A 20808-nucleotide genomic window follows, 5' to 3' on the forward strand; every position below is an offset into this window, starting at 1 on the left:
CGAGCGCCCTCCGCGGCCTGCCCCGGTCAAGCCACCGGCGACCGACGTCGTCTTCGCCGCGCAGGCCCTCGTTCCGCTCGCGAAAGACCAGCGGGCCGAGATCGCGGCCATGCTCGTGCGGGCGGCCGAGGCCGAGCCGGGTCGCCGTGTGGTGGTGAAGCTGCGTTCGCGGCCGGGGGAGTCGGAGACCCACCTCGAGCGCGAACCGTATGCGGGGCTGCTGCCGTCGCGCCTGCCGCCGAACCTCGTCTTCTCCTACGACTCGATGAGCACCGCGCTCGAGACGGCCGCGGGCCTCGTCACGGTGAGCTCCACCGCCGCGATCGAGGCCGCGGCTCTCGGTGTGCCCGTGATCGCCCTCGACGCGTTCGGGGTGAGCAAGAACCTGCTGAACACGGTGTTCGTGGGAAGCGGGCTGCTCGGCGGTCGCAGCGAGGTCGTGGCGGGGCGCTTCCGGCATCCGCACCCTGACTGGCTGCGCGACAACTACTTCCACCCCGATGGCGAGTCGACGTGGTGGGAACGGGTCGAGCAGCTCGTGGCGCTGCGGCGTTCCGGGGCACTGCCGGCGCGGCGGGTGCCGTCGGCCCGCGGCGGATCACTGCACGAGGCCTGGCATCGGGCGAGTGTGCTCGGCGCGGAGGATCGCACGATACGAGGGACGGTGGCGCTGGCCATGGGCGCGCCGGCGACCCGAGCGCTGGCCGCGGTGCGCGGACGCCGACTGCCCGTCGACGGGGGAACCTGGGCGGACGCGTCGACCGACTACACGTTGGAGCCGAACCCGTTCGACGACTCCCTCCGGCGCTGAGCGAGCGCGCTCCTCGGCGCTGCCGAAACCCAGACGCTTCGTTCCACCGTCGGGGTGTCGCGCCACGACGCGCGGATGATGCGCCACTGCGTCTGGGTTTCGGCATGCCCGCAGCGGCGCACCATCGGGCGCGGTCAGTTGCTGCGACGGATCGCGCGCACTCCGACGATCAGTCCGACGACCGCGACGGCGAGCGCCGAGACCCAGCCCCACAACACGGTGACATCGCCGAGGTCTCCCGCGAACAGGGCACGCTCGGCCTGGACGACCCAGTTGACCGGGTTGACCGAGGCGACGACCCGCATCCAGTCGGGTGCCGCGTCCAGGGGCAGCAGCATGCCGGAGAGGATCAGCAGCGGGAAGATCAGCGACTGCTGCACACCCCAGAACAGCCACTCCCGATCCTTCGTCGCGAGAGCCAGCGAGTACGACAGCGAGCCGAGACCCACTCCGAACATGGCAAGCAGTGCCAGGCCGATGAGCAGACCGGGGATGTCGGCCGCGAATCCGAACGGCCAGGCGATCAGCACGATCACCAGAGCCTGCACGACGATCGGTGCGATCTCCTTGAGGGCGCGTCCGACCAGTAGCGAGGACCGGGCGAGCGGGGCGACCAGAGTGCGCTCGTGCGATCCGGTCATCATCTCGTACTGCAGGTTCGACCCGGTCGACCCGGTGCCGAACAGCACGATCATCACCAGCACGCCCGGCACGAACCACGCCAGCGTCTCACCGGCCGGCTGTCCGGAGTCGCCGATCAGCAGGGGCGCGAACAGTCCGAGGAAGATGAGCGGCTGCAGCAGGCTGAAGATCAGCGTGAACGGGTCGCGGAGCACGGGCTTGAGTTCGCGCGTCAGCACGTTCCGGGTGTCGCGCGCGAGGTTCGGGCGCACGAGGGTGTCATTGACGGTCATGAGAGGACTCCTGTCGTGCTGTTCTCGGAGGCGGGGCTGTTCTCGGGGGCGCCGGGAGCGGATGCTTCGCCCGTGGCATCCGCGCCTTCTCCGGCTTCGCGCAACGTGCGCCCGGTGAGGGCGAGGAAGACGTCGTCGAGCGTGGGCGGAACACCCGTGGCACGACGAACGAGGATGCCCGCGGCGTCGAGCTCGCGCACGATCACGGGCAGCAGTCGATCGCCGTCCTGCACCGCGACCGAGACCGAGGCGTCATCGACGGCGACCTCGGCGCCGCTGAGACGGGCGACCACGACGCGGGCGCTCGCCGCTTCGGCGGCATCCGCGAACCCGAAGGTGAGCACGTCACCGGCAAGGGTCGCCTTGAGTGAGGCGGCGTCGTCGTCGGCGATGATCCGGCCCTTGTCCATCACCATCACCCGCTCGGCGTAGCGGTCGGCCTCTTCCAGATAGTGCGTGGTGAGGAAGACGGTCGTGCCGTGCTGCGTGCGCAGATCCAGGATGTGCTCCCACAGGTTCGCCCGGCTCTGCGGGTCGAGCCCGGTGGAGGGCTCGTCGAGGAAGATCAGCGGCGGCGCGTGCATGAGTCCGAGCGCGATGTCGAGTCGGCGCTTCTGTCCGCCGCTGAGCTGCTGCACACTGCGGGTCGCGAAGGACGTGAGATCGAGGGAGTCGATGAGCTCGTCCGCTCGCCGGGCGCTGTCCCGACGCGACATGCCGTAGAAGGCGCCCTGGCTGAGCAGCTCGTCGCGTACGCGCTGCGAGAAGCTGCCGCTCGTGAGCTGCCCGACGTACCCGATGCGTGCGCGTACCCCCGCCGCGTCGGTGCGGATGTCGTGCCCGACGACCCGCGCATGGCCGGAGGTGGGCGGGATGAGGGTGGTCAGCATACGCAGAGTCGTCGACTTGCCGGCGCCGTTGGGACCGAGGAAGGCGACGAGCTCGCCGCGCACGGCTGTGAAGGAGACGTCGGTCACGGCATGCACCGGCGTCTTCTTGACGGTGAAGACCTTGGTCAGGCCTTCGGTCTCGATGAGGGATTCGTTCATGGGAGCGAGCGTAAGAACCAATGCGGACAGATCGTGTCCGCATATTCTGACAATCTGAGACGCATGACCGACACCACCTCCCGTGCCCTCGCTCTGCTCAACCTGCTGCAGACGCACCGGCACTGGCCGGGGACGGAACTCGCCGCCCGGCTGGGAGTGACCGAGCGCACCGTGCGCCGCGACGTCGATCGGCTGCGCGAACTCGGCTATCGGGTCGAGTCGACGCCCGGCGCCGCCGGCGGATACCGGTTGGAGGCGGGGAGCGCCGTGCCTCCGCTGCTGCTCAACGACGACGAGGCGGTGACCATGGCGATCGGACTCCGCGTCGCCGCCACGCAGCAGCTGGTCGGCGGGCCCGACGTGACGCTCACGGCGCTCGCCAAGCTGGAACAGGTGCTCCCGTCGGCGCTGCGGCAACGGGTGAACGCGCTCGCCGCATCGGTGCAGGCTCCGCGCATCGGAGGAGGGCCGGTGGTCTCACCCGAGGTGCTGGGGGAGATCGCGCTCGCCACCCGCGACACCGAGCGGCTGCGCCTGCGGTACGTCGACGGGGAAGGGCGCGAGAGCGTGCGCCGCGTCGAGCCGCATGCCCTGGCCCCGGCCGGTCGCAAGTGGTTCCTGTTGTGCCGGGACCTCGATCGGGACGACTGGCGCACGTTCCGCGTCGACCGCATCGCCGCGGTCGAGCACACGCGGGTGCTGTTCACGCGTCGCGAGATCACGGAGGACGAGATCGAGGAGCGCGTGCTCGTCGCCTCGTCGTGGTCGCCGCAGAAGGTCGAGGCGGCCGCCGTGATGGAGCTGCCGCTCGCCGAGATGCAGGAACAGTTCGGCCCGTGGTCGGAGGGGGCGACGCCCGTGGGGGAAGAGCACACGCGCTGGCCGGTCGGTGGCTCCGATTGGCGTGAGGCGATGTACGGACTGCTCTGGATCCCGGAGGGCATCGAGTACACGGTCGCCCTGTCGGAGCCGCACCGCAGCGAGCTGCGCGAGGCGGTCGCACGACTTCTGCGCGCCCTCGACGCCCCGGAGCCGGATGACGCCGAGTGACGAAGAGGCGTCATCCGCAGACTCATAGGGTTATCCCAGGCAACCATCCTGGCGGGGAAGATCACGGCCGGGTAACGTCAGTCCCATCGCGGCGATCCGGGCGGTCCCGGGCCTCAGTTCATACCTGAAGGCGTTGCGGGTTCGACTCCCGCCGTCGCGTCCACTTGAAGCCATCTCACCCGTTCCGGTCGCAGTTGCTGCCGCCTCGACGCACGCAGAACGGCAGGAACTGCGACCGGAACACGGCGGGGGTCCCCGGGTGGGGTTCCGCCTCACAACCCCAACTGGTCCAGCCGCTCCTCGAAGCGCACCTGCACGTCTTCCGGCTCATCGCCGTCGGACTCGGCCCAGATCGCATCCAGTTCCTTCTGCACCGACTCGGGCAGGGCGGCGAACCTCTCGTCCCAGGCAGCGACGGGCGTCCAGTAGCCGACGACCTTGAAGCGGGTCGCGGGCAGGCCGAGTTCCTTGCGCAGGTACTTGCGCACGTCGCGCAGCGCCACGGTCTCACCGGCCACCCAGACATAGCCTTCGTCGAGCGGAAGCCGGTCGTCGACGATGCCGCGCACGAGCGGACCGAGCGCACTGGGACCGTGGCCGTTGCCGCCGACCACCCAGGTGACCTCGACGTCGGCGCCCACCTCGAGTGCGACGCGGTCCGCCTCGCTCGGCACTTCGAGCACGACCCGCGTGCGCACGCCCTCCGGGGCCTCGGCGATGATGCGCGCCACGGCCGGAAGCCCGGTGAGGTCGGCGACGAGCACCTGCCACGTGATGCCCTCCGGCGGCGAGTACAGGCCCGTCGGGGAGTTGAACCCGAGCACGTGGCCCGGCTCCGCCCGCGCGGCCCAGGGGCCCGCGACACCTGCCTCGTGGATCACGAAGTCGATGTCGAGTTCACCGGCGTCCGGGCGCACGCCGCTGATGGTGTACGTGCGCATCGGGGCCTCGGGCGCCCCCTCCGGCGTCTCCCACCAGTCGCCCGCCGGCACCGGCAGCGACACCTCCTTCGGGTCGTCGCCGTGCGGGAAGAACACCCGCACGTATTCGTCGCCGATGCCGGTGCTGAGGAAGTCGGCGACGCCCTCGCCGCCGAGCGTGACGCGGACCAGGGTCGGGGTGAGGGTGGTCGTGCTGCTGACGATGCCGCGGTGGATGCTCACGGAGTCTCCGTCTCTGTAGGGCGAATCTCTTCGGTGGGGGATGGGTCGGTGGGGGCCGGGTGGGATGTGCTGCGGGTCTGGGCGAGCCAGGAGTCGCGGTAGGGGCCGTCGGTCGCGAGGAGCTCCTCGTGGGTGCCGCGCTGGGTCGCCCTGCCATCGGCGAACACCACGATCTGCTCCGCGGTGACGGCCTGCTGCAGCCGGTGCGCGATGAGCAGAGCGGTCCGTCCCTTGCGCAGTGCGGCGATCGCCTCTTCCACGGCGTCCCGGTGCTGGAGCCCGACATCGGCGGTGGCCTCGTCGAGGATCACCACATCCGGGTCGGCGAGGAAAGCCCGCGCGACCGCGAGCTGTTGGATGCGTCCCTCGTCCATGGGCGCGACAGCGTCTGTGGAAGCGCCCTCGCTCTCGCGGATCAAGGCCTCGACCGCCCACTGCGCCCCGACCGCCCGCAGCGCCGCCACCATCTCCTCGCCGCTCGCTTCGGGGGCGACGAGGCGCAGGTTGTCGGCGATGCTGCCCCGGAAGTGGTGCAGCTCCTGCGACAGGTAGTACGGGGCGTCTGTGCGGGATGCCAGGTGCACGCTTCCCGACGTCGGCGGGTGATGCCCGGCGATGACGCGCGCCAGCGTGCTCTTGCCCGACCCCGAGGTGCCCACCAGCGCCGCCGTGGTGCCGTGGTCGACCCGCAGGTTCACGCCGCTGATCCCCCGGCCGGTGGTGGGGTAGTGGAACGTCACGTCCCGCACCTCGATGCCCGCGGATACCGGTGGTGCAGCTTCCGTCTCCGGGCTCTTGGCGGCCGGCGCAGGCGCGAGATCGATGACTCCGACGAGTCGCGCGAGACCGATGGCTGCCCGCTGGATGTCGTCGAGTCCGAAGATCAGCTGTCCGACCGGGCCGAACAGGCGATGGAACAGCAGCGCAGCAGTGGTGACCGCGCCTACCGTGACAGCGCCGGCGGACTGCAGCAGGAATCCGGCGCCGAGGATCGCGGCCAGCCCGACGAGCTCACCGCCGTTGATCCAGCGGAACAGGCGATTCGTCACCCACACGCCCTCGATCTGCATGTGGATCGACGCCACCGCGCGCTCGCGCACCCGCTCGAGAGCGGGCTCCTGCTCGTTGAACGCGGTGAGGGTCTCGATGCCCTCCACCGCGTCGAGCACGGCCTGGCTGCGCGCGGCCTCGCGCACCCGTACCTCGCGGAACACCACGCGGGACTTCCGCAGAAAAGCGCGCGTACCGAGGATGTAGAACGGCGCGGAGGCGAGGCCCGCGAGTGCCAGCCAGGGATCCAGAACGGTCAGCGTGACCACCGAGACGCCGATCGCGAACCCCGCGGACAGCAGGGTCGGAGCGACGTTCCCTCCGGCTTCGGCAACGGCATCGACGTCACCGGTCACGCGGGAGAGCAGGTCGGCGCTCTCGCCGTCGTCGACCGCGCTGACGGGCAGCCGCATCGCCGAGGCGAACACGTCTTCACGCAGGCTCGCGAGCATGTCCTGCACCAAGCCGGTGAGCACCCTCACAGCCCACAGCATCACCACAGCGGCACCGATGGCGCCCAGACCCGCCCCGGCGACCCAGCCGGCGATGGTCGCGAAGCCCGCGTCGGACGACACGGCATCGACGATGCGCCCCAGGCACGCGGGCATCACGATCCCGAGAGCGGATGCCGCGAGGAACAGCGTGGCGACAGCGGCGGTACGACCGGGATGCTGTCGCAGCAACCCACCCACGACGGCCCGCACACGGGAGCCGGAGGCGATCGGGAGCAGCGCGGCGGTCGAGGTCGAGTCACTCATGGCGTGTATCCGATCGTTCGGAGGGAAGCTCGACGACCCGGTCGCACGCCCCGAGCAGCACCGGAGAGGTGGTGATCACGATCACGGTCTCGGTGTGCTCTGCAAGGGCGCGGGCGATGTGCGCCTCTGTGATGGCGTCGACGGCCGAGGTGGGCTCGTCGAGCACGAGCACGTCGGCCTCCGCGTGCAGGGCTCGGGCGATGCCGATGCGCTGGCGCTGTCCGCCCGAGAGGCGCCGCCCGGCCTCTCCTACCTGTGACTCCCACCCTCCGACCTGCACCACGGTGTCGTGCAGCGCCGCCATCTCGATGAAGGGCGCGTGCGGCTGGTCCTCCACGCCGTGACCGCGCACGGCCTCGCGCAGGGAGCCGCTGACGATCGTCTGCCCGTGCGGAGGGGCGACGACCCGGCGCCGATACTCCACCGGGTCCAGGTCGGTCAGGTCGTGCAATTCGCCGTCGATCGCGAGCGCGACCCGGCCGCGGTCGGGTCGGGTGCGCAGACCGAGCAGACGCGAGAGGTCGCGGGCCGTGTCGCTGTCGGCGGGACGGATGCCGAGCAGTTCACCCTCGTGCACCTCGACGGGCGAGGAGGCGGATCCCGCGCGGAAGGTCAGGACGACGTCCTCCGCCGCTCGAGCCGGGGTGGCCGCCGCGACGGGCGCATCGAGCAGGTCGTCCGCGTCGATCACCTCGGCGAGCCGCTTGGCCGAGGCGAGCTTGTGGATCCAGTTCGAGGGGAAGGAGCCCGCATACGCGAGGTAGCCGCTGATGAACTGAGCGAGCCCGAGCACCGTGACCAGCTCGCCGATGCTGATGCGGCCCTCGGAGGCGAACCAGGCCGACATACCTGCCAGTGCGGTGGTCGCGATCGCCGCCAGCGTGCCGCTCACCGCCTCGTATGACGCGAGGGAGCGACCTGCCGCGGTCGCCGCCCGCCGAGAGGTGTCGCTTGCGGCGATGTAGCGGCGCACGGCCTCCTCGCGGGCGCCGATTCCCACGAGCACCCGGAATCCGCTCATGAAGTCGGCGGCGACCGCCCCGGCCTCTGTCGCCGCCTGCTGCTCGATGAGGCCACGGCGTTCCAGCGGGCGCGACACGACCTGCATCACGAACATCATCGCGATGGTCGAACCGAACACCACGATGGTCGCGACGGGCGAGATCACGAGCATCGCGAGTCCGGCTCCGATGATCGCGGCGATCGTGGAGCACTGCTGCGCGACCGACCAGGCGACCCCGGCGACCCGGTAGGTGTCGGACGCGACGAATGTGAGGGCCTCACCGGGGGTCACCGTGCGGCGGGAGAGCCGCGGTCGCAGCATCCGGGAGAGTGTGAGGTGGCGCAGCGCCTGCTCGCCGTAGCCGTAGATCGACACCATGAGGCGGGACGCCGACTGGTAGCTCAGGGTCAGGACGAGGAACGTGCCGACCAGCACGCCGAGCCAGAGCGCGAGAGCTGCGGGGTCGGCGGGGAGCACGGCGCGGTCGATCGTCGCGCCGATGATCACGGGGATCGTCGCCTCGGCGAGCGCGTGCACGATGAGCAGTGCGGTCGCCCCGGCGAGGGCGATCCCTCGCCCCTCCGACTTCAGTGCGATCCCGAAGAGCGTGCGGGGAGTGGCCGTCACGGTGTCCGCCGGCCGAGCGGGAGGACCAGCGGCGTTCCCGAGACCGGGTCGGTGATCACCTTGCACGGCAGGTCGTACACGGCGTGTACGAGCTCTGCGGTGATGATCTCGCGCGGATCGCCCTGCGCCACGATGGCCCCGTCGCGCATCGCCACGAGGTGCGTCGCGTAACGGGCCGCATGGTTGAGGTCGTGCAGCACGGCGACGAGCGTGGTGCCGCTGCGGTGCAGGTCGGCGAACAGCTCCATCAGGTCGATCTGGTGCGCGATGTCGAGGAAGGTCGTCGGTTCGTCGAGCAGCAGATGCGTGGTCTGCTGGGCGAGGGCCATGGCCACCCAGACGCGCTGCCGCTGACCGCCGGAGAGCTCGTCGACCAGGCGCCGCGACAGATCGGTGACCCCGGTCGCGGCCATCGCCTCGGACACGGCGCGCTCGTCGGCGCTGCTCCAGGTGCGCATGGCGCTCTGGTGCGGGAAGCGTCCGCGCCCGACGAGATCAGCGACCGTGATGCCGTCGGGGGCGATGGACGACTGCGGAAGCAGTCCCAGCTTGCGGGCGACTTCTTTCGGCTTGAGCGAACGCAGTTCGTCGCCGTCGAGCAGCACGGCGCCGGTGGTCGGGCGCAGCAGCCGGGCGAATCCGCGCAGCAGGGTCGACTTGCCGCACGCGTTGGGTCCGATGATGATCGTGAACGAGTTGTCGGGAACCTCGAGAGTGAGGTCGGAGATGATCGGGGTGTCCCCGTAGCCCAGCGTGATGTCGCGGGCCCGCAGCGAAGCGGTCATGGGTGTTCCTTTCAGGTGCGGCGCGCGTACTGGGCAGCGAGCAGCCAGGCGAGATAGAGGCCGCCGACCGACACCGTCACGACGCCGACCGGCACAGCGACGAGCTGGGCCACGGCGTCCGACACCACGACGAGAGCGGCGCCGGTCAGCATCACGGGCACCGTGCCCATCGGGGTGTTCGAGCGGGTGAGGCGCTGCGAGATCTGCGGGGCCGCGAGGGCGATGAAGGAGATGGGGCCGGCCGCGGCGGTCACCAGCGCGACCAGGGCGACGCCGAACACCATCGCTGCGAGACGGGTGCGACCGGGACTGATGCCGAGGGCGGTCGCCGCGTCGTCGCCCATCTCGAGCACGGGAAGCGTGCGGGCGAGGGGGAGGGAGAGCAGGGTCACGATCGCGAACACGATCGCCGCCGGGATCAGCTGGTCGAAGCCGAGCGAGGCGATCGAGCCCGCACCCCAGGTCGCCGCCATCATGGCCTTCTCGACGCTGACCGAGATCAGGATCCACGAGGTGAGGGATCCGAGTCCCGCCGAGACGCCGATGCCGACGATGATGAGCCGGAACGACGACATCGTGTTCTTGCTGGCGAGCACGTAGACGAGCAGCGCGGTGAACAGGCCTCCGACGAGCGCACCCGCCGCCTTGAACATGTAGGTGTTCAGCTCGAAGACGATCATGACCAGCGTCACACCGAACTGTGCGCCGATGCCGAAGCCGATGATGTCGGGGGAGCCGAGCGGATTGCGGGTGAGGGACTGGAAGATGCCGCCGGCGAGCGCGAGGGCTGCTCCGCACAGCACGGCGAAGAGCACGCGCGGCAGGCGCCATTCGAACACCACCTGGCGGATGTCGGGGTCGGATGCGGGGTCGAAGATCGCTCGGATGACGGCCGCGAAGTCGACCTCGTAGGCGCCGAGAGTCATGGAGAACAGGCCCGCGCCGATGATCACGACGACCAGCAGGAGGCTGACGATGACGGATCGCACCGGGATGAGCGCGGCGATCCGCGCGGTCTCGATCCGGAACAGGCGGCGTCCGTGATCGACCGGCACGAACGCGGCAGGCGCGGCGTCTGCGTGGGGTGCAGCGACGGGCTTCTGGTCGATGCTCACAGGCCGCTCACCCGCTTGCGACGCACGAGCATGATCAGGATCGGGGCTCCGAGGAGGGCCGTGACGATGCCGACGCGCATCTCCCCGTTCGGGAGCACGATGCGGCCGAGGATGTCGGCGAACAGCAGGAAGGCGGGGCCGATGATCATCGAGTACCCGAGCACCCAGCGCTGGTCGGGGCCGGTGAACCAGCGGACGATGTGCGGGATCATGAGCCCGACGAAGGCGATGGGTCCGGCGGCGGCGACGCTGGTTCCGGCCAGCAGGGTGACGGCGATGATGACGAGGATGCGAGTCACGCGCACGCGTGCACCGAGGGCCTGCGCCAGGTCGTCGCCGAGGGCCAGGGCGTTCAGGGAGCGCGCGCACAGGAGTCCGATCAGGAGACCGGCGACGATCAGAGGCACGGCCCAGGCGAGCTGGTCGAGGGTGCGTCCACCGATCGAGCCGACGCCCCAGAACCGCATCACCTGCAGGGTGCTGTGGGCGCGCAGCACGATCGCGGTGGTGAAGCCGGTGAAGGCCGCGCCGAGGGCGACGCCGGCGAGGGTGAGCTTCATGGGGGTCGCCCCCGAGGCTCCGAACGAGCCCAGTATGTAGACGAGCATGGTGAGGACGAAGGCTCCGCCGAGGGCGAAGGGCACGTAGGCGCCGGGGGCGGTGAGGCCGAGCACACCGACGGCGAACGTGACGGCGAAGGATGCACCGGCGTTCACACCGAGGATGCCGGGGTCGGCCAGCGGGTTGCGGGTGAAGGCCTGGATCAGGCCGCCGCACACCGCGAGAGCGGCACCCACGACGATGCCGAGCAGGGTGCGCGGCACACGCAGCTCCATGACCATGAGGTGCAGCGGGTTCTCGTTGTCGTAGGAGAAGAGGGACTGCAGCACGGTGACGGGGTCGATCGCGCGGGCACCGACGGCGAGCGAGGCGATGGCGGCGATGGCCAGCACCACGACCGAGATGACCAGTCCCGCCACGAGCGTCCCGTTACGGTGCGGGGAGTCGACTGCACGACTCCCCGCACCCGTGTTCGAGACGTCCGTGCCGTCATCCGTCGCCAGGGACATCTCTCGGATCACTTGCCGGTGATGGTGGGCTCGCCCTGGAGTGCCCCGGCGAGGTCGTCGACGTACGTCGGCAGGATGTACTTCAGCGAGAGCACGGTGGGCGCGCTGATGGCCGAGGCCTCGGCGTCGTCGGCGTAGATCACGTACGAGCCGTTGGCGATCGGGTTCCAGCGCGACACGACCTTGTTCTCGACCGTGTACGTGCCCTCGTCGGCGCTGCCGCCCCAGGCCGCGAACAGATCGGCCTCCACGTCGTAGAGGTTCTCGAGGCTGACGCCGGTGTACCAGTTGTCGCCCTCCGCGGTCTTGAGGAAGCTGTCCATCGCCGGGGTCGAGGTGAATCCGAGGGCCTCGGTGATGCGCACGCGGGGGTCGTACTCGAGGTAGACGCCGAGGTCGGTGCCGCCCTCGTTCAGGGTCAGACCCCAGACGAAGGTCTTGTCCTCGAACTCGGGGTGCTCGCCGGCCAGGGTGGTGATCTGCTTCTCGGTCTCGGCGATCAGCTCATCGGCCTTGTCCTCTTCGGACAGTGCCTTGCCGACCGTGCGGGTCATGTCCTCCCAGGTCCCCGGGTTCCAGGGGCCTTCGATGTAGGGGACGGTCGGGGCGATCTCGGTCAGGCGCTCGTACTCGATGTCGGAGACGCCGGAGTAGAGGCTCAGGATCAGGTCGGGCTTGAGCTCCTTGATGGCCTCGTAGTTGGGGCCGTCCTCGAGGAAGGGGATGATCTCGGGGGTCTCGCCGTACTCCTCGGTGACATAGTCCTCGAACCAGGGCTGGTAGCCGCTCTCGCCTGCGCCCCAGACCTCCTCCATGCCGACGGGATTGGTGCCGAGGGCGGCGACGATGTCGGCCGTCATCCAGCCGAGGGTGACGATGCGCTGCGGCTTCTCGGGGATCACGGTCTTGCCGTGGCCGTGCTCGATGACCACGCCGTCCGTTGCGGTGGAGGCGGAACTCGATTCTTCGGGGGTGGACGAGCACCCGGCGAGGGTGAGGGCGGCGGCGACGGCTGCGGCGACGAGGGCCGAGCCTCGGCGGATCTTCGGGCGCGCGGAAGGGTGCGACATGGTTCTCCTTCGGGAAGGGGGGAGGGTGTTGCCGCGTCGACGCGGCGAGAAGTTAGGTAAGCATGCCCTAACAGAACGATGCTAGAACGCGGATGCAGTGCTCAGTGTTGCGGGAGCGACGACTTGTATCGCGGAACCGACAAAGGGGGTCGGATTTGCCGTTGCGCGTTCAGCGCCGGGCGAGGTCACCGCCAGTACAGCTGGTGCGCCGCGTCGGCCTGCACGCGCGCCACGTGCTGCCGGGGGGTGAGCCCGAAGCGCTCCTTGAACGCGGCGGAGAAGGCGCTCGTCGTGGCGTAGCCGCAGCGGTGCGCGGCCGCACCGATCGGAGTGCCGTCGACGATCAGACGCGCCCCGAGGGTCATCCGCACGCCGGTGCGCCACCGCCCGAAGCTCATGCCGACGTCGTTCTGGAAGATGCGCAGGACCGTACGCTCGTGGAGCCCGTGCGCGAGGAACAGCTCGATCGCACTGCGGGGGTCGCCGGGGTCGGCGAGAACGGCCTGCACGAGCGGGGCGACCCGCTCATCCGCAGGCATCGGCACCTCGCCCCATTCGCTCGCGGCCTCGGGAAGCGGCTGCTGCAGCATCTCGATGAGCACCGACTGGATGCGCACGCGCAGGTCGGTGGGCATGTCGTTGATGCCGAGGTGGAGCAGCATCTCCTGCACCGCGCGCGGTACCAGCACCCGTGTGATGTCGTCGATCGGGGCGATCAGCGATGAGTCGGGGATGTACGTGTAGCAGCCGGTCGAGTCGGGTTCGTGATGGGCCGTGTGCGGGGTGTGTGCGGGGATCCACACGCCCTGACCGGGAGCGAGGCGCCACCGTGCGTCCTGCAGGTGCACCCACACCGTGCCGCGATAGCACCAGGCCAGCATCGGGTCGGCGTGGCTGTGCGGAGGGGAGAGCGGGCGGGTGCCGGTGTCCTCGGCGGTGACGACGCCGGTGCCCATCAGATACGGCTCGTTCACGGTCGACGGATACGACGGGCTCGCTGCCCAGTCGTCCTGCCGGTATGAGTTCATTCGTGCTCCGCGTGAGGCGGCGCCGACTGCTCGGGAAAACAGGTCCTGCCGCCATCGCCATGCTATCCGGGTGAGGCGCGATGGCCCCGCGAGGCCCGATGATGGACACATGCCTTCCGCCCATCGCCCCGGTCTGCGGGTCTCGTCGGGTCTCACGATCCCCGAGGCCGAGTTGTCGTGGCGCTTCTCGCGGTCATCCGGGCCGGGGGGACAGGGCGTCAACACCGCGGATTCCCGCGCTGAACTCGTCTGGGATGCGGCGAACTCCGCGGTGCTCTCACTGCATCAGCGCGAGAGGCTGCTCGACCGACTGAGTGGTCGCCTGGTCGATGGAGTGCTGACGATCGCCGCGTCCGAGCACCGTGCCCAGTTGCGCAACAGGGATGCGGCGCGGGAGCGGCTCGTCGCCCTCGTCGCAGAGGCTCTGCGCCCGCCGGCACCACCGCGACGGCCGACGAAGCCGAGTCGGGGGTCGAAGGAGCGCCGGCTGAAGGCCAAGCAGCGGCGCACCGACGTCAAGAGTCTGCGACGACGCCCTCGCGACGACTGACCCGGCGCCGGAGAATCACCTGGCGAGACGCTCTTCGACAGGGTCCCAGCCACTCGCGAGCACCCGGAATCCCGCGTCCACCGTCTCGAGTGGATCTTCGCTGTCGTTGATGAGCAGTTGCATCTGCAGGACGAATCGGGCGTAGACGCGGATCTCGGCGACCGGCTCGGCGAGCCCGAGCTCGTCGGCGATGGCCGCGGCGAGGGCATCCTCGTGTCGGAGCCACATCTTCGCGGCATAGTCGCGCAGGGCGGGTGTCTCGTTGAGGAAGCGCATGAACACGCGGGTGACGTCATCACCGTGCTCGTCGAAGTTCGCCCTGATCTCGGCGGCGAAGAAGTCGTGGATCGCGCGGTTGATCGTGCGTCCGGCGGGCCGGTCGCGCACGGCCGAGACCAGACGGTCGCGCTGTTCGTCGTCCTCGTCGAAGACGAGAGCCTCCTTCTGCGGGAAATGCGCGAACACGGTCGTAGGGGAGACGTCCGCCGCATCGGCGACCTCGCGGATGCTGACGTTGTCGAAGCCGCGCTCGAGGAACATCATCGTCGCGACGTCGGAGATCGCCTTGCGGGTCGCGGCCTTCTTGCGCTCGCGGCGTCCGAGGGGCTCTGAGTTCGTCATGACCGCAGTCTATCGTGGACCGACTACAAACCTGGCTTGACACCAAAACTGGTATCGGTACACTTTCGGTATGACTTCACCCAACGTCCTCACGCGACGGGATCAGAACCGCGCGTGGATCATGCTCATCGTGCTCACGATGCTCACCGTCATAGGTATGACGGTCGTCCTTCCCGTCCTGCCCTTCGTCGTGCTGCAATACGTCTCGCACGAGAGCGACCTCGCCATCTGGGTGGGCGTGCTCGAGGCCGTCAACGGCCTCTGCGCCTTCCTGGTCGCCCCCTTCCTCGGCCGGCTCTCCGACCGCTTCGGTCGTCGACCCGTCATCATCGTCGCCGCGTTCGGCGCCGCATTCTCGATGGCGCTGTTCGGCATCGGCGGTGCGATCTGGGTCCTCGTGCTCGCGCGCATGATCCAAGGCCTGACCGCGGGAGATCTCCCCGCCCTCTTCGCCTACCTCGCCGACATCACCCCGCCGGAACAGCGGGCGAAGCGCTTCGGTCTCCTCGGCGCTCTCACGGGAATCGGCACCATGGTCGGCCCGGGGATCGGCGGTCTGCTCGCCGCGGTGAGCATTCAGCTCCCCGTCTTCCTCACCTCCGCCGTCGCCCTCACGATCGCGATCCTCAGCATCTTCCTGCTTCCGGAGAGCCTCAAGCCCGGCAATCGCATCAGCGCCATCCGGCTGCGTGACGTGCAGCCGTTCGCGGTCTTCAAGGAGGCGTTCGGCCGCAAGGAGCTGCGCGGACTGATGATCGGCTTCGGTCTGCTCGCCCTGCCGTTCGGCTTCTTCGTGAACAACTTCAGCGTCCTCGCGCTGGACTCCATCCAGTGGGGGCCGACGCAGATCGGACTCCTGACCGCGGCCGTCGGCATCATCGACATCCTCATCCAGGGTGTGCTGCTCGGCATCCTGCTCCCGCGCATCGGTGAGCGCGGTGTGATCATCAGCGGCATCGTCGCGCAGATGGTCGGTCTCGCGGCGCTCGCCATCGTCGCGTCGATCTTCGCCCAGCCGTGGGTGTTCATCGTCGGTGCGCTCATGCTCGCTGCCGGCCAGGGGGCATCCCAGGCGGCGATGGACGGTGCCATGTCGAACGCGGTGGGCGACGACGAGCAGGGCTGGCTCGGCGGAGCGACGCAGTCACTGAATGCGGCCATGGGCACGGCCGCCCCGCTCATCGCGGGGGCGCTCTACGCGCTGGTCAGCCACGCCGCCCCGTACTGGCTCGGGGTCGCACTCATGATCGTCGCCGTGATCGTCGTCAGCCGCGCACACATCGCGAACACCGCGAAGCGCCCGGTCACCGATGGTGTGGGAGCGCCTCCGGTCGAAGCCGTCGAGACCGTCGGCTGAGCATCAGGTTGCGGGAGCTGCCGGACGCGGCAGCTCCCGCAGCAGCGTGATCGAGGCGAGCAACTCCTCCGGCGTCGTGCCGAGATTCCCGAGTGCCAGTGCCGCCGACGCGCTGAATCCCGCCGAGTCGATCGGGAGGCGTGCCACGTTCGGCACCAGCCCCTTCTCGTTCGTCACCCAGTTCCCGGCGGCGGCGTGCCAGGCGTGCGCGGTCAGCATGGCCGTCGTGGTTCCGCAGAGGGAGACGTATGCGACGTCTCCCGCCTTCGCGCCCTTCACCGCCGCGTTCAGCAGGAAGTCGACCTGCCAGAGGCTCGTGAGGAACGCCTCGCGCAGCGCCGCGGGATAGGGGGTGACGCTCCGTGCCAGACCGACCAGGAGTCCCTCCGGATCGCGAAGCGGCACGCTGGTGGCCACCTCGCCCGCATAGGCGACATCGAGGAAGCCGAGGGGGTGACCCGGTTGGGTGTGGAAGGCGAACTCGCCGCGGACGGCGCGAGCGCATTGCTCTCCGACGCGGGTGACGTCGCGGAGGATGAGGTCGACCGGCACGCCGTCGACGATCAGCCAGGCGCCGCCGTCGACCCAGGGTCCCCATCCGCCGCGCTCGGCGACCTCGACGGGTTCGCCCGTCCACCCGCTCGCCACGCGCGCGATACCGGCGCGGTCGACATCCGAGTCCACGTAGAGCCCCAGATCGATGTCGGAGTCGGGTCGGTGCGTCCCGCGGGCGCGACTGCCGCCCAATGCGACGGCACGCACGCCGGGAACCCGGCTCAGTTCGTCGGCCATCGAGCGGAGGCGGTCTTCATCGAGCACGACACCGATCGTACTCACGTGGTCTCACGCCGTCGGAGAACAGACGCCATCCGGAGATCGACCCACCCGACGCGTTCTCGGACGGCGTGGGCTCCGTCAGTCCTTCCCGCCCCGCACGAGTTCGAGCCCGGCACCCGCGAACTGGCGCAGCGTCGCATCCGGCAGGAACGCCCGCGTGAGTGCTCCACCGATGCGGGTGAGGTCGCTCTCGTCGCGGAAGAGGAGATACATGGTCTCGTAACGGGGGTGGAACTTCTGCTTGAACCGATGCAGCGACCCGAAGCCGTACACCGGTTCCAGCGCATCGGCCAGCCGGTCGCTGAGAGCGGCGATCATCCCGGCATCCGGCGGGTAGTCGTGGGCGAGGGGCGCGCCGGAGAGCGACATGATCTGCGCGCCCTCCTCGGCGAACTGCTTGGCCGAGGAGCCGATCAGATACTCCATGACGGGCCCGAAACCGCCTTCGCGGCGACGCATGAGGTCGAGGGTCCAGCCCCGCACCGCACCGTCGTCGCCGTACACCGGCAGCCAGGAGAGGAAACCGTCGACGTCGCCGTTCGGAGCGAGCGCCAGGGCGAGCCGCACCTCCGGATCCTCGGCCTCGTCGAGGGTGCCGAGCGTGAAGCGCATCTCGGGCAGGTCCTTGTCTCCGACCCAGGCCTCCGAGATCGCTCTGAGCTGCTGCTGCACACCCCACGGCTCCGCTTTGAGGTGCGTCATGCGGAAGGTCATCTCCTCGCGACCGGCCTTGTTCAGTGAGGTGCGCACCGAGTTCCAGCGCTTGCCCGTGAACTCCAGCCCCGGCAGGTCGACGATCGTGTCGTCGGCCACGACGATGCTGCGCCAGGTCGAGGGGACGGCCGCCCGCGTGGCCTCATCCGCACTGAAGAAGCAGGGAACGAGGCCGGCGAGCTCCACGGCGTGGATGAAATCGTTCACGGCTTCTGCGCGTGTCTCCGCAGGGCCGATCGGGTCGGCCAGGGCCAGGGCGACGCCGTTGCGACGCTGGTACGCGACGATGCCGCCGGCCACCCGGGCATAGCTGTTGCCCTCCCAGGTGGTCATCCACGAGAGCGTTCCGCCGCCATGAGTGCGCAGCTCGCGCTTCATGTCATCGACGTTCGGAGCGGGCTGGATGCCCAGTTTGGCGCGGCGCTTGGCTCGGAACGCGCGTCGCACCCACACCAGGTACACCAGCATGATGAGCCACAGGAAGCCGTTGGCCATCGCGAGCTCGGTCTCACCGTCCCAGCGCAGATCGAGCTCCGCCTGGCTCGTGATGATGATGAGGGTGAGCACCAGCGCGGCGCCCGAGACGTTGAACAGGCCGAGCAGGATCGCGAGCACCCACGCGAAGCGCCGCCCGCGACGGAGCCCGTTCACGAGCACGAGGATCACGACGAGGTCGATCGCGAGGTCGATGAATCCTCCCGACGCGGGATCGGTCGGCCCGAAGGGTCCGTCCGTGGGCAGGAAGGTCGTGATGATCTCGACGGCGCCCAGGACGAGGATCGCCACCACGGCGATCAGCCGCTGCTCGCGGACCGTCGTGTGCCGCACCCGCAGCGATCGGTCGACGACGAGGATCAGCAGCACCGCGAGCAGGTGCTCGAGGTCGGCGACCTTGCCCCAGAAGAGCATCGCGATGAACACGAAGCCGAGCAGGATGAGCCAGCCGCGCACCCGCCACGGCGGACGGAACAGGCCGACCGCGGCGGCGATGCACGCCATGGTGCCGCCCGATGCTCCCACGTCGAGCGCCTGGGCCTGCTCTGCCGCCCACGCCCACGGGAACTGCGAGAGCACGTACAGCAGCAGGGCGGTGGCGAAGATCGCGAACAGCTGACCGAGCCAGTAGTAGGCGAGCGCCACGCGCGATCCGCGACGGAACTCCAGGAAACCCATACCCCAGAAGCCTGCGATCGTGAACAGGTACACCCAGGGCTGGTTCACGAAGAACGTGCCGGTCAGGGGCGTCCACCACTTGCCGTCGGCGAGGTTCGGGAGCCCGTAGGCGACTGTCTGGAAGAGTGCGGTGTCCTCGAACGGCGCCCAGAGGCCGCTCCAGACGACCCCCACCGCGATGATCAGCAGCACCATCGTCAGCGTCGCCGGAATGCGACGGACGACGGCCATCACCGGATGGGGAGAGGGGGAGTGCTCCTCTGTCATGCGCTCAGCGTAGCGAGGGCTGCGTCTGCACGGGCACGGGCACTCCTACTCCCCGCGAAGCACTCGACGAAGGTCGGCGATCTCGTCGTCGGTCAGACCGCCGCTCCGCAGGTAGCCCGCGACGTCGCCGTGGTTGTCGTCGATCCAGTCCATCGCGGCCTCGATGGCGGATGCCGGAGCCTCGGTCGCGAGCGTCTTCAGCGCCGGGGTGAGGGGGACGCCGAGTGAGGTGATCAGTGCGGTGAGGGCTTCGGCGAAACCCCGCGCCAGATTCTTCTCCGTCTGCGTGTAGTCCTCGACGATCGCCTCGCGAGGTGCTTCGGCGACGAGCAGCAGGATCGCGGCGGCGAGCCCCGTGCGGTCCTTGCCCGCAGTGCAGTGGAACAGCACGCCGGGTCGTTCGGTGCGCGAGGCTTCGAGCACTGTCCGCGCGATGGTCGCGAACGGGGTGGCGCTGGCCGCCAGGATCGAGACGTACAGCTCCTCCAACGTCGGCACCTGCTTCAGCACCTCGGCGACCTGGGTCACCGAGAGTCCCCCTCCGCCGGCTGCAGGGAGCAGCTGCTTCACCATCTCGTCCATCGCGCCGCCCTGCATGGGCAGAGTCAGGAGCGTCACGCTGCCGTCGTCGGGCAGGCGATCCGCGGCGCGTGCACGTTCGCCCTCGGTGCGCAGATCGATCACGGTGCCGATGCGGAGGTCGGCCAGCGCCTGCATCCCCTCGTCGGTCAGCGCGGCGAGCGCGTCTGATCGGAAGAGCAGACCGGAGGCGAGCGTGCCGCCGCCCGAGGTCGGGATCCCGGCGAGTTCGCGGGCGTTGTGGGTCGTCTGCAAGGCGGTCGTGATGTCGATGGTCATTCTGGCCCTCTCCTGGGTATGCGGCCAGAATATCGGTGCGGCGGGACCGCGCGGCTTCGACACGGAAGGCGCGCGATCCGCCTTTCCACGTCAGCCGTTCACGGCCTTCTCGATGGCCTGCTCGAGGTCATCCCACTCCTGCAACACGATCTTCTCGCCGTCGATGAAGAACGTCGGCGTGCTGTTCACCCCGAGCTTCTCGCCGTCGGCCTTGTCGGACTGCACGCGCTCCGCGGTGGCCGGGTCGGCGATCGCGGCATCGTACGCGCCCATGTCGAGCCCGAGATCCTGGGCGAACCCGCGGAACACCTCGGGGGTCTCCTCGGGCTGCTCGCCCCACTGCGCCTGCGTCTCGAACAGACGGCGGTACATGTCCTCGAAGCGGTCCTGCTGCCCGGCGGCCTCGGCGGCCAGCGCGGCCTGCGTGGAGTTGATGTGCCCGGGCAGGGGGAAGTAGCGGACGACATACGTGATCTTGCCGTCGTACTTCTCCCTGAGGTCTTCGACGACGGGGTAGAACGCCCCGCACGCCTCGCACTCGAAGTCGAGGAACTCGACCACGGTCACGGCGCCCTCGCCCCCGTCGTCGAGCACATGGGAATCGGTGCGGACGGTCTGCTGCGGCTCTCCGCCCTCCGCGGGCGCGGCGGGTTGCTGTTGGCTGATCGCGAAGACGATTCCGGCGATCAGCAGGACGATGGCGACGGCGATGGCGATCAGGGTCGCTTTGACAGAGTTCTTCATGGGGTCTCCAGACACACGGGTACGACGAGGGAAGGGTGCCGCTTTCGGGCGGCTCGATGCGCGCGTCGGCGGGTCAGGTGCGGGAGATGGAGAGCTGCGTGAGAGTCAGGGCGGGGACGAAGGCGCGCGGACCCGCGCGACTCGGCGACACCGTGCGCGGGGCGCGGGTGCCGAGCGGCCGGGTGCCCCCGGCG

19 protein-coding genes and 1 tRNA gene are annotated in these 20808 nt (G+C 69.6%); 5 read left to right on the forward strand and 15 right to left on the reverse strand.

All coding sequences use genetic code 11. The features are described from left to right. Positions 1 to 811 (forward strand): DUF6716 putative glycosyltransferase (locus B2869_RS14185; protein ID WP_318391125.1); only part of this gene is annotated, 811 nt, incomplete at its 5' end. A gap of 134 nt (positions 812 to 945) precedes the next feature. Here the strand turns inward: B2869_RS14185 and B2869_RS14190 are convergent. Together B2869_RS14190 and B2869_RS14195 are read right to left on the reverse strand one after the other, a co-directional pair. Further along, a complete protein-coding gene (locus B2869_RS14190; protein ID WP_292767887.1) occupies positions 946 to 1725 on the reverse strand; it encodes an ABC transporter permease in 780 nt (259 codons plus the stop codon). Next, entirely contained in the window at positions 1722 to 2774 is a 1053-nt protein-coding gene (locus B2869_RS14195; protein WP_292767891.1) for an ABC transporter ATP-binding protein, read from the reverse strand. Before B2869_RS14195 ends, B2869_RS14190 begins: the two co-directional genes overlap by 4 nt. Positions 2775 to 2837: 63 nt before the next feature. Here B2869_RS14195 and B2869_RS14200 point away from each other — a divergent pair, with 63 nt between their 5' ends. Together B2869_RS14200 and B2869_RS14205 are read left to right on the forward strand one after the other, a co-directional pair. Beyond that, positions 2838 to 3824, forward strand: coding sequence for a helix-turn-helix transcriptional regulator (locus tag B2869_RS14200; protein WP_292767894.1), 987 nt, complete (start codon positions 2838 to 2840; stop codon positions 3822 to 3824). Positions 3825 to 3911: 87 nt separating this feature from the next. Then, positions 3912 to 3987 (forward strand) — tRNA-Met (locus B2869_RS14205). Between the two features lie 109 nt (positions 3988 to 4096). On the opposite strand, the gene B2869_RS14210 is transcribed toward B2869_RS14205, so the two are convergent. From B2869_RS14210 to B2869_RS14245, 8 genes are all read right to left on the reverse strand, one after another. After that, positions 4097 to 4987 carry a siderophore-interacting protein gene (locus B2869_RS14210; protein ID WP_292767897.1) on the reverse strand — a complete coding sequence of 297 codons (891 nt, stop codon included), beginning with the start codon at positions 4985 to 4987 and terminating at the stop codon, positions 4097 to 4099. Then, positions 4984 to 6795, reverse strand: coding sequence for an ABC transporter ATP-binding protein (locus B2869_RS14215; RefSeq protein ID WP_292767899.1), 1812 nt, complete (start codon positions 6793 to 6795; stop codon positions 4984 to 4986). Before B2869_RS14215 ends, B2869_RS14210 begins: the two co-directional genes overlap by 4 nt. Continuing rightward, positions 6788 to 8425 (reverse strand): ABC transporter transmembrane domain-containing protein, encoded by a 1638-nt coding sequence (locus B2869_RS14220; RefSeq protein WP_292767901.1) that lies wholly within the window; start codon positions 8423 to 8425, stop codon positions 6788 to 6790. The genes B2869_RS14215 and B2869_RS14220 overlap by 8 nt, the downstream gene beginning before the upstream one ends. Further along, on the reverse strand, positions 8422 to 9210 hold the full coding sequence (locus B2869_RS14225) for an ABC transporter ATP-binding protein (protein ID WP_292767904.1): 789 nt from the start codon (positions 9208 to 9210) through the stop codon (positions 8422 to 8424). The genes B2869_RS14220 and B2869_RS14225 overlap by 4 nt, the downstream gene beginning before the upstream one ends. An 11-nt stretch (positions 9211 to 9221) precedes the next feature. Continuing rightward, a complete protein-coding gene (locus B2869_RS14230) occupies positions 9222 to 10325 on the reverse strand; it encodes a FecCD family ABC transporter permease (RefSeq protein ID WP_292767907.1) in 1104 nt (367 codons plus the stop codon). Continuing rightward, on the reverse strand, positions 10322 to 11395 hold the full coding sequence (locus B2869_RS14235; RefSeq protein WP_292767910.1) for a FecCD family ABC transporter permease: 1074 nt from the start codon (positions 11393 to 11395) through the stop codon (positions 10322 to 10324). Before B2869_RS14235 ends, B2869_RS14230 begins: the two co-directional genes overlap by 4 nt. Before the next feature lie 8 nt (positions 11396 to 11403). Further along, positions 11404 to 12465, reverse strand: a complete 1062-nt coding sequence (locus B2869_RS14240; RefSeq protein ID WP_292767913.1) for an iron-siderophore ABC transporter substrate-binding protein — start codon at positions 12463 to 12465, stop codon at positions 11404 to 11406. Positions 12466 to 12650: 185 nt separating this feature from the next. Next, positions 12651 to 13493, reverse strand: a complete 843-nt coding sequence (locus tag B2869_RS14245) for a helix-turn-helix transcriptional regulator (RefSeq protein ID WP_292767915.1) — start codon at positions 13491 to 13493, stop codon at positions 12651 to 12653. Positions 13494 to 13602: 109 nt separating this feature from the next. Here B2869_RS14245 and arfB point away from each other — a divergent pair, with 109 nt between their 5' ends. Beyond that, on the forward strand, positions 13603 to 14043 hold the full coding sequence (gene arfB, locus B2869_RS14250) for an alternative ribosome rescue aminoacyl-tRNA hydrolase ArfB (RefSeq protein WP_292767918.1): 441 nt from the start codon (positions 13603 to 13605) through the stop codon (positions 14041 to 14043). A gap of 15 nt (positions 14044 to 14058) precedes the next feature. Here arfB and B2869_RS14255 read toward each other — a convergent pair whose 3' ends face one another. Then, the gene (locus B2869_RS14255) at positions 14059 to 14664 is read right to left on the reverse strand and encodes a TetR/AcrR family transcriptional regulator (RefSeq protein WP_029267425.1); all 606 of its coding nucleotides are present in this window, start codon (positions 14662 to 14664) and stop codon (positions 14059 to 14061) included. Between the two features lie 70 nt (positions 14665 to 14734). Here B2869_RS14255 and tet(42) point away from each other — a divergent pair, with 70 nt between their 5' ends. Beyond that, positions 14735 to 16021: a tetracycline efflux MFS transporter Tet(42) gene (gene tet(42) / locus B2869_RS14260; RefSeq protein WP_021201151.1), complete on the forward strand. Its 1287-nt coding sequence runs from the start codon at positions 14735 to 14737 to the stop codon at positions 16019 to 16021. 3 nt (positions 16022 to 16024) lie between these two features. Here the strand turns inward: tet(42) and B2869_RS14265 are convergent, their stop codons facing one another. The 4 genes from B2869_RS14265 to B2869_RS14280 all read right to left on the reverse strand — a co-directional run bounded on the left by B2869_RS14265 (position 16025) and on the right by B2869_RS14280 (position 20614). Then, positions 16025 to 16840, reverse strand: coding sequence for a nucleotidyltransferase domain-containing protein (locus tag B2869_RS14265; RefSeq protein WP_292767923.1), 816 nt, complete (start codon positions 16838 to 16840; stop codon positions 16025 to 16027). Between the two features lie 96 nt (positions 16841 to 16936). After that, complete coding sequence (locus B2869_RS14270; RefSeq protein WP_292767926.1) at positions 16937 to 19012, reverse strand: bifunctional lysylphosphatidylglycerol flippase/synthetase MprF; 2076 nt, start codon at positions 19010 to 19012, stop codon at positions 16937 to 16939. A 45-nt stretch (positions 19013 to 19057) separates the two neighbouring features. Then, a complete protein-coding gene (locus B2869_RS14275; protein ID WP_292767929.1) occupies positions 19058 to 19870 on the reverse strand; it encodes a tyrosine-protein phosphatase in 813 nt (270 codons plus the stop codon). A gap of 90 nt (positions 19871 to 19960) precedes the next feature. After that, positions 19961 to 20614, reverse strand: a complete 654-nt coding sequence (locus B2869_RS14280; RefSeq protein WP_292767932.1) for a DsbA family protein — start codon at positions 20612 to 20614, stop codon at positions 19961 to 19963. Between the last annotated feature and the right edge of the window lie 194 nt (positions 20615 to 20808).

The sequence above is a fragment of the Microbacterium sp. UBA3486 genome (assembly GCF_002377845.1).
Lineage (GTDB): Bacteria > Actinomycetota > Actinomycetes > Actinomycetales > Microbacteriaceae > Microbacterium > Microbacterium maritypicum_A.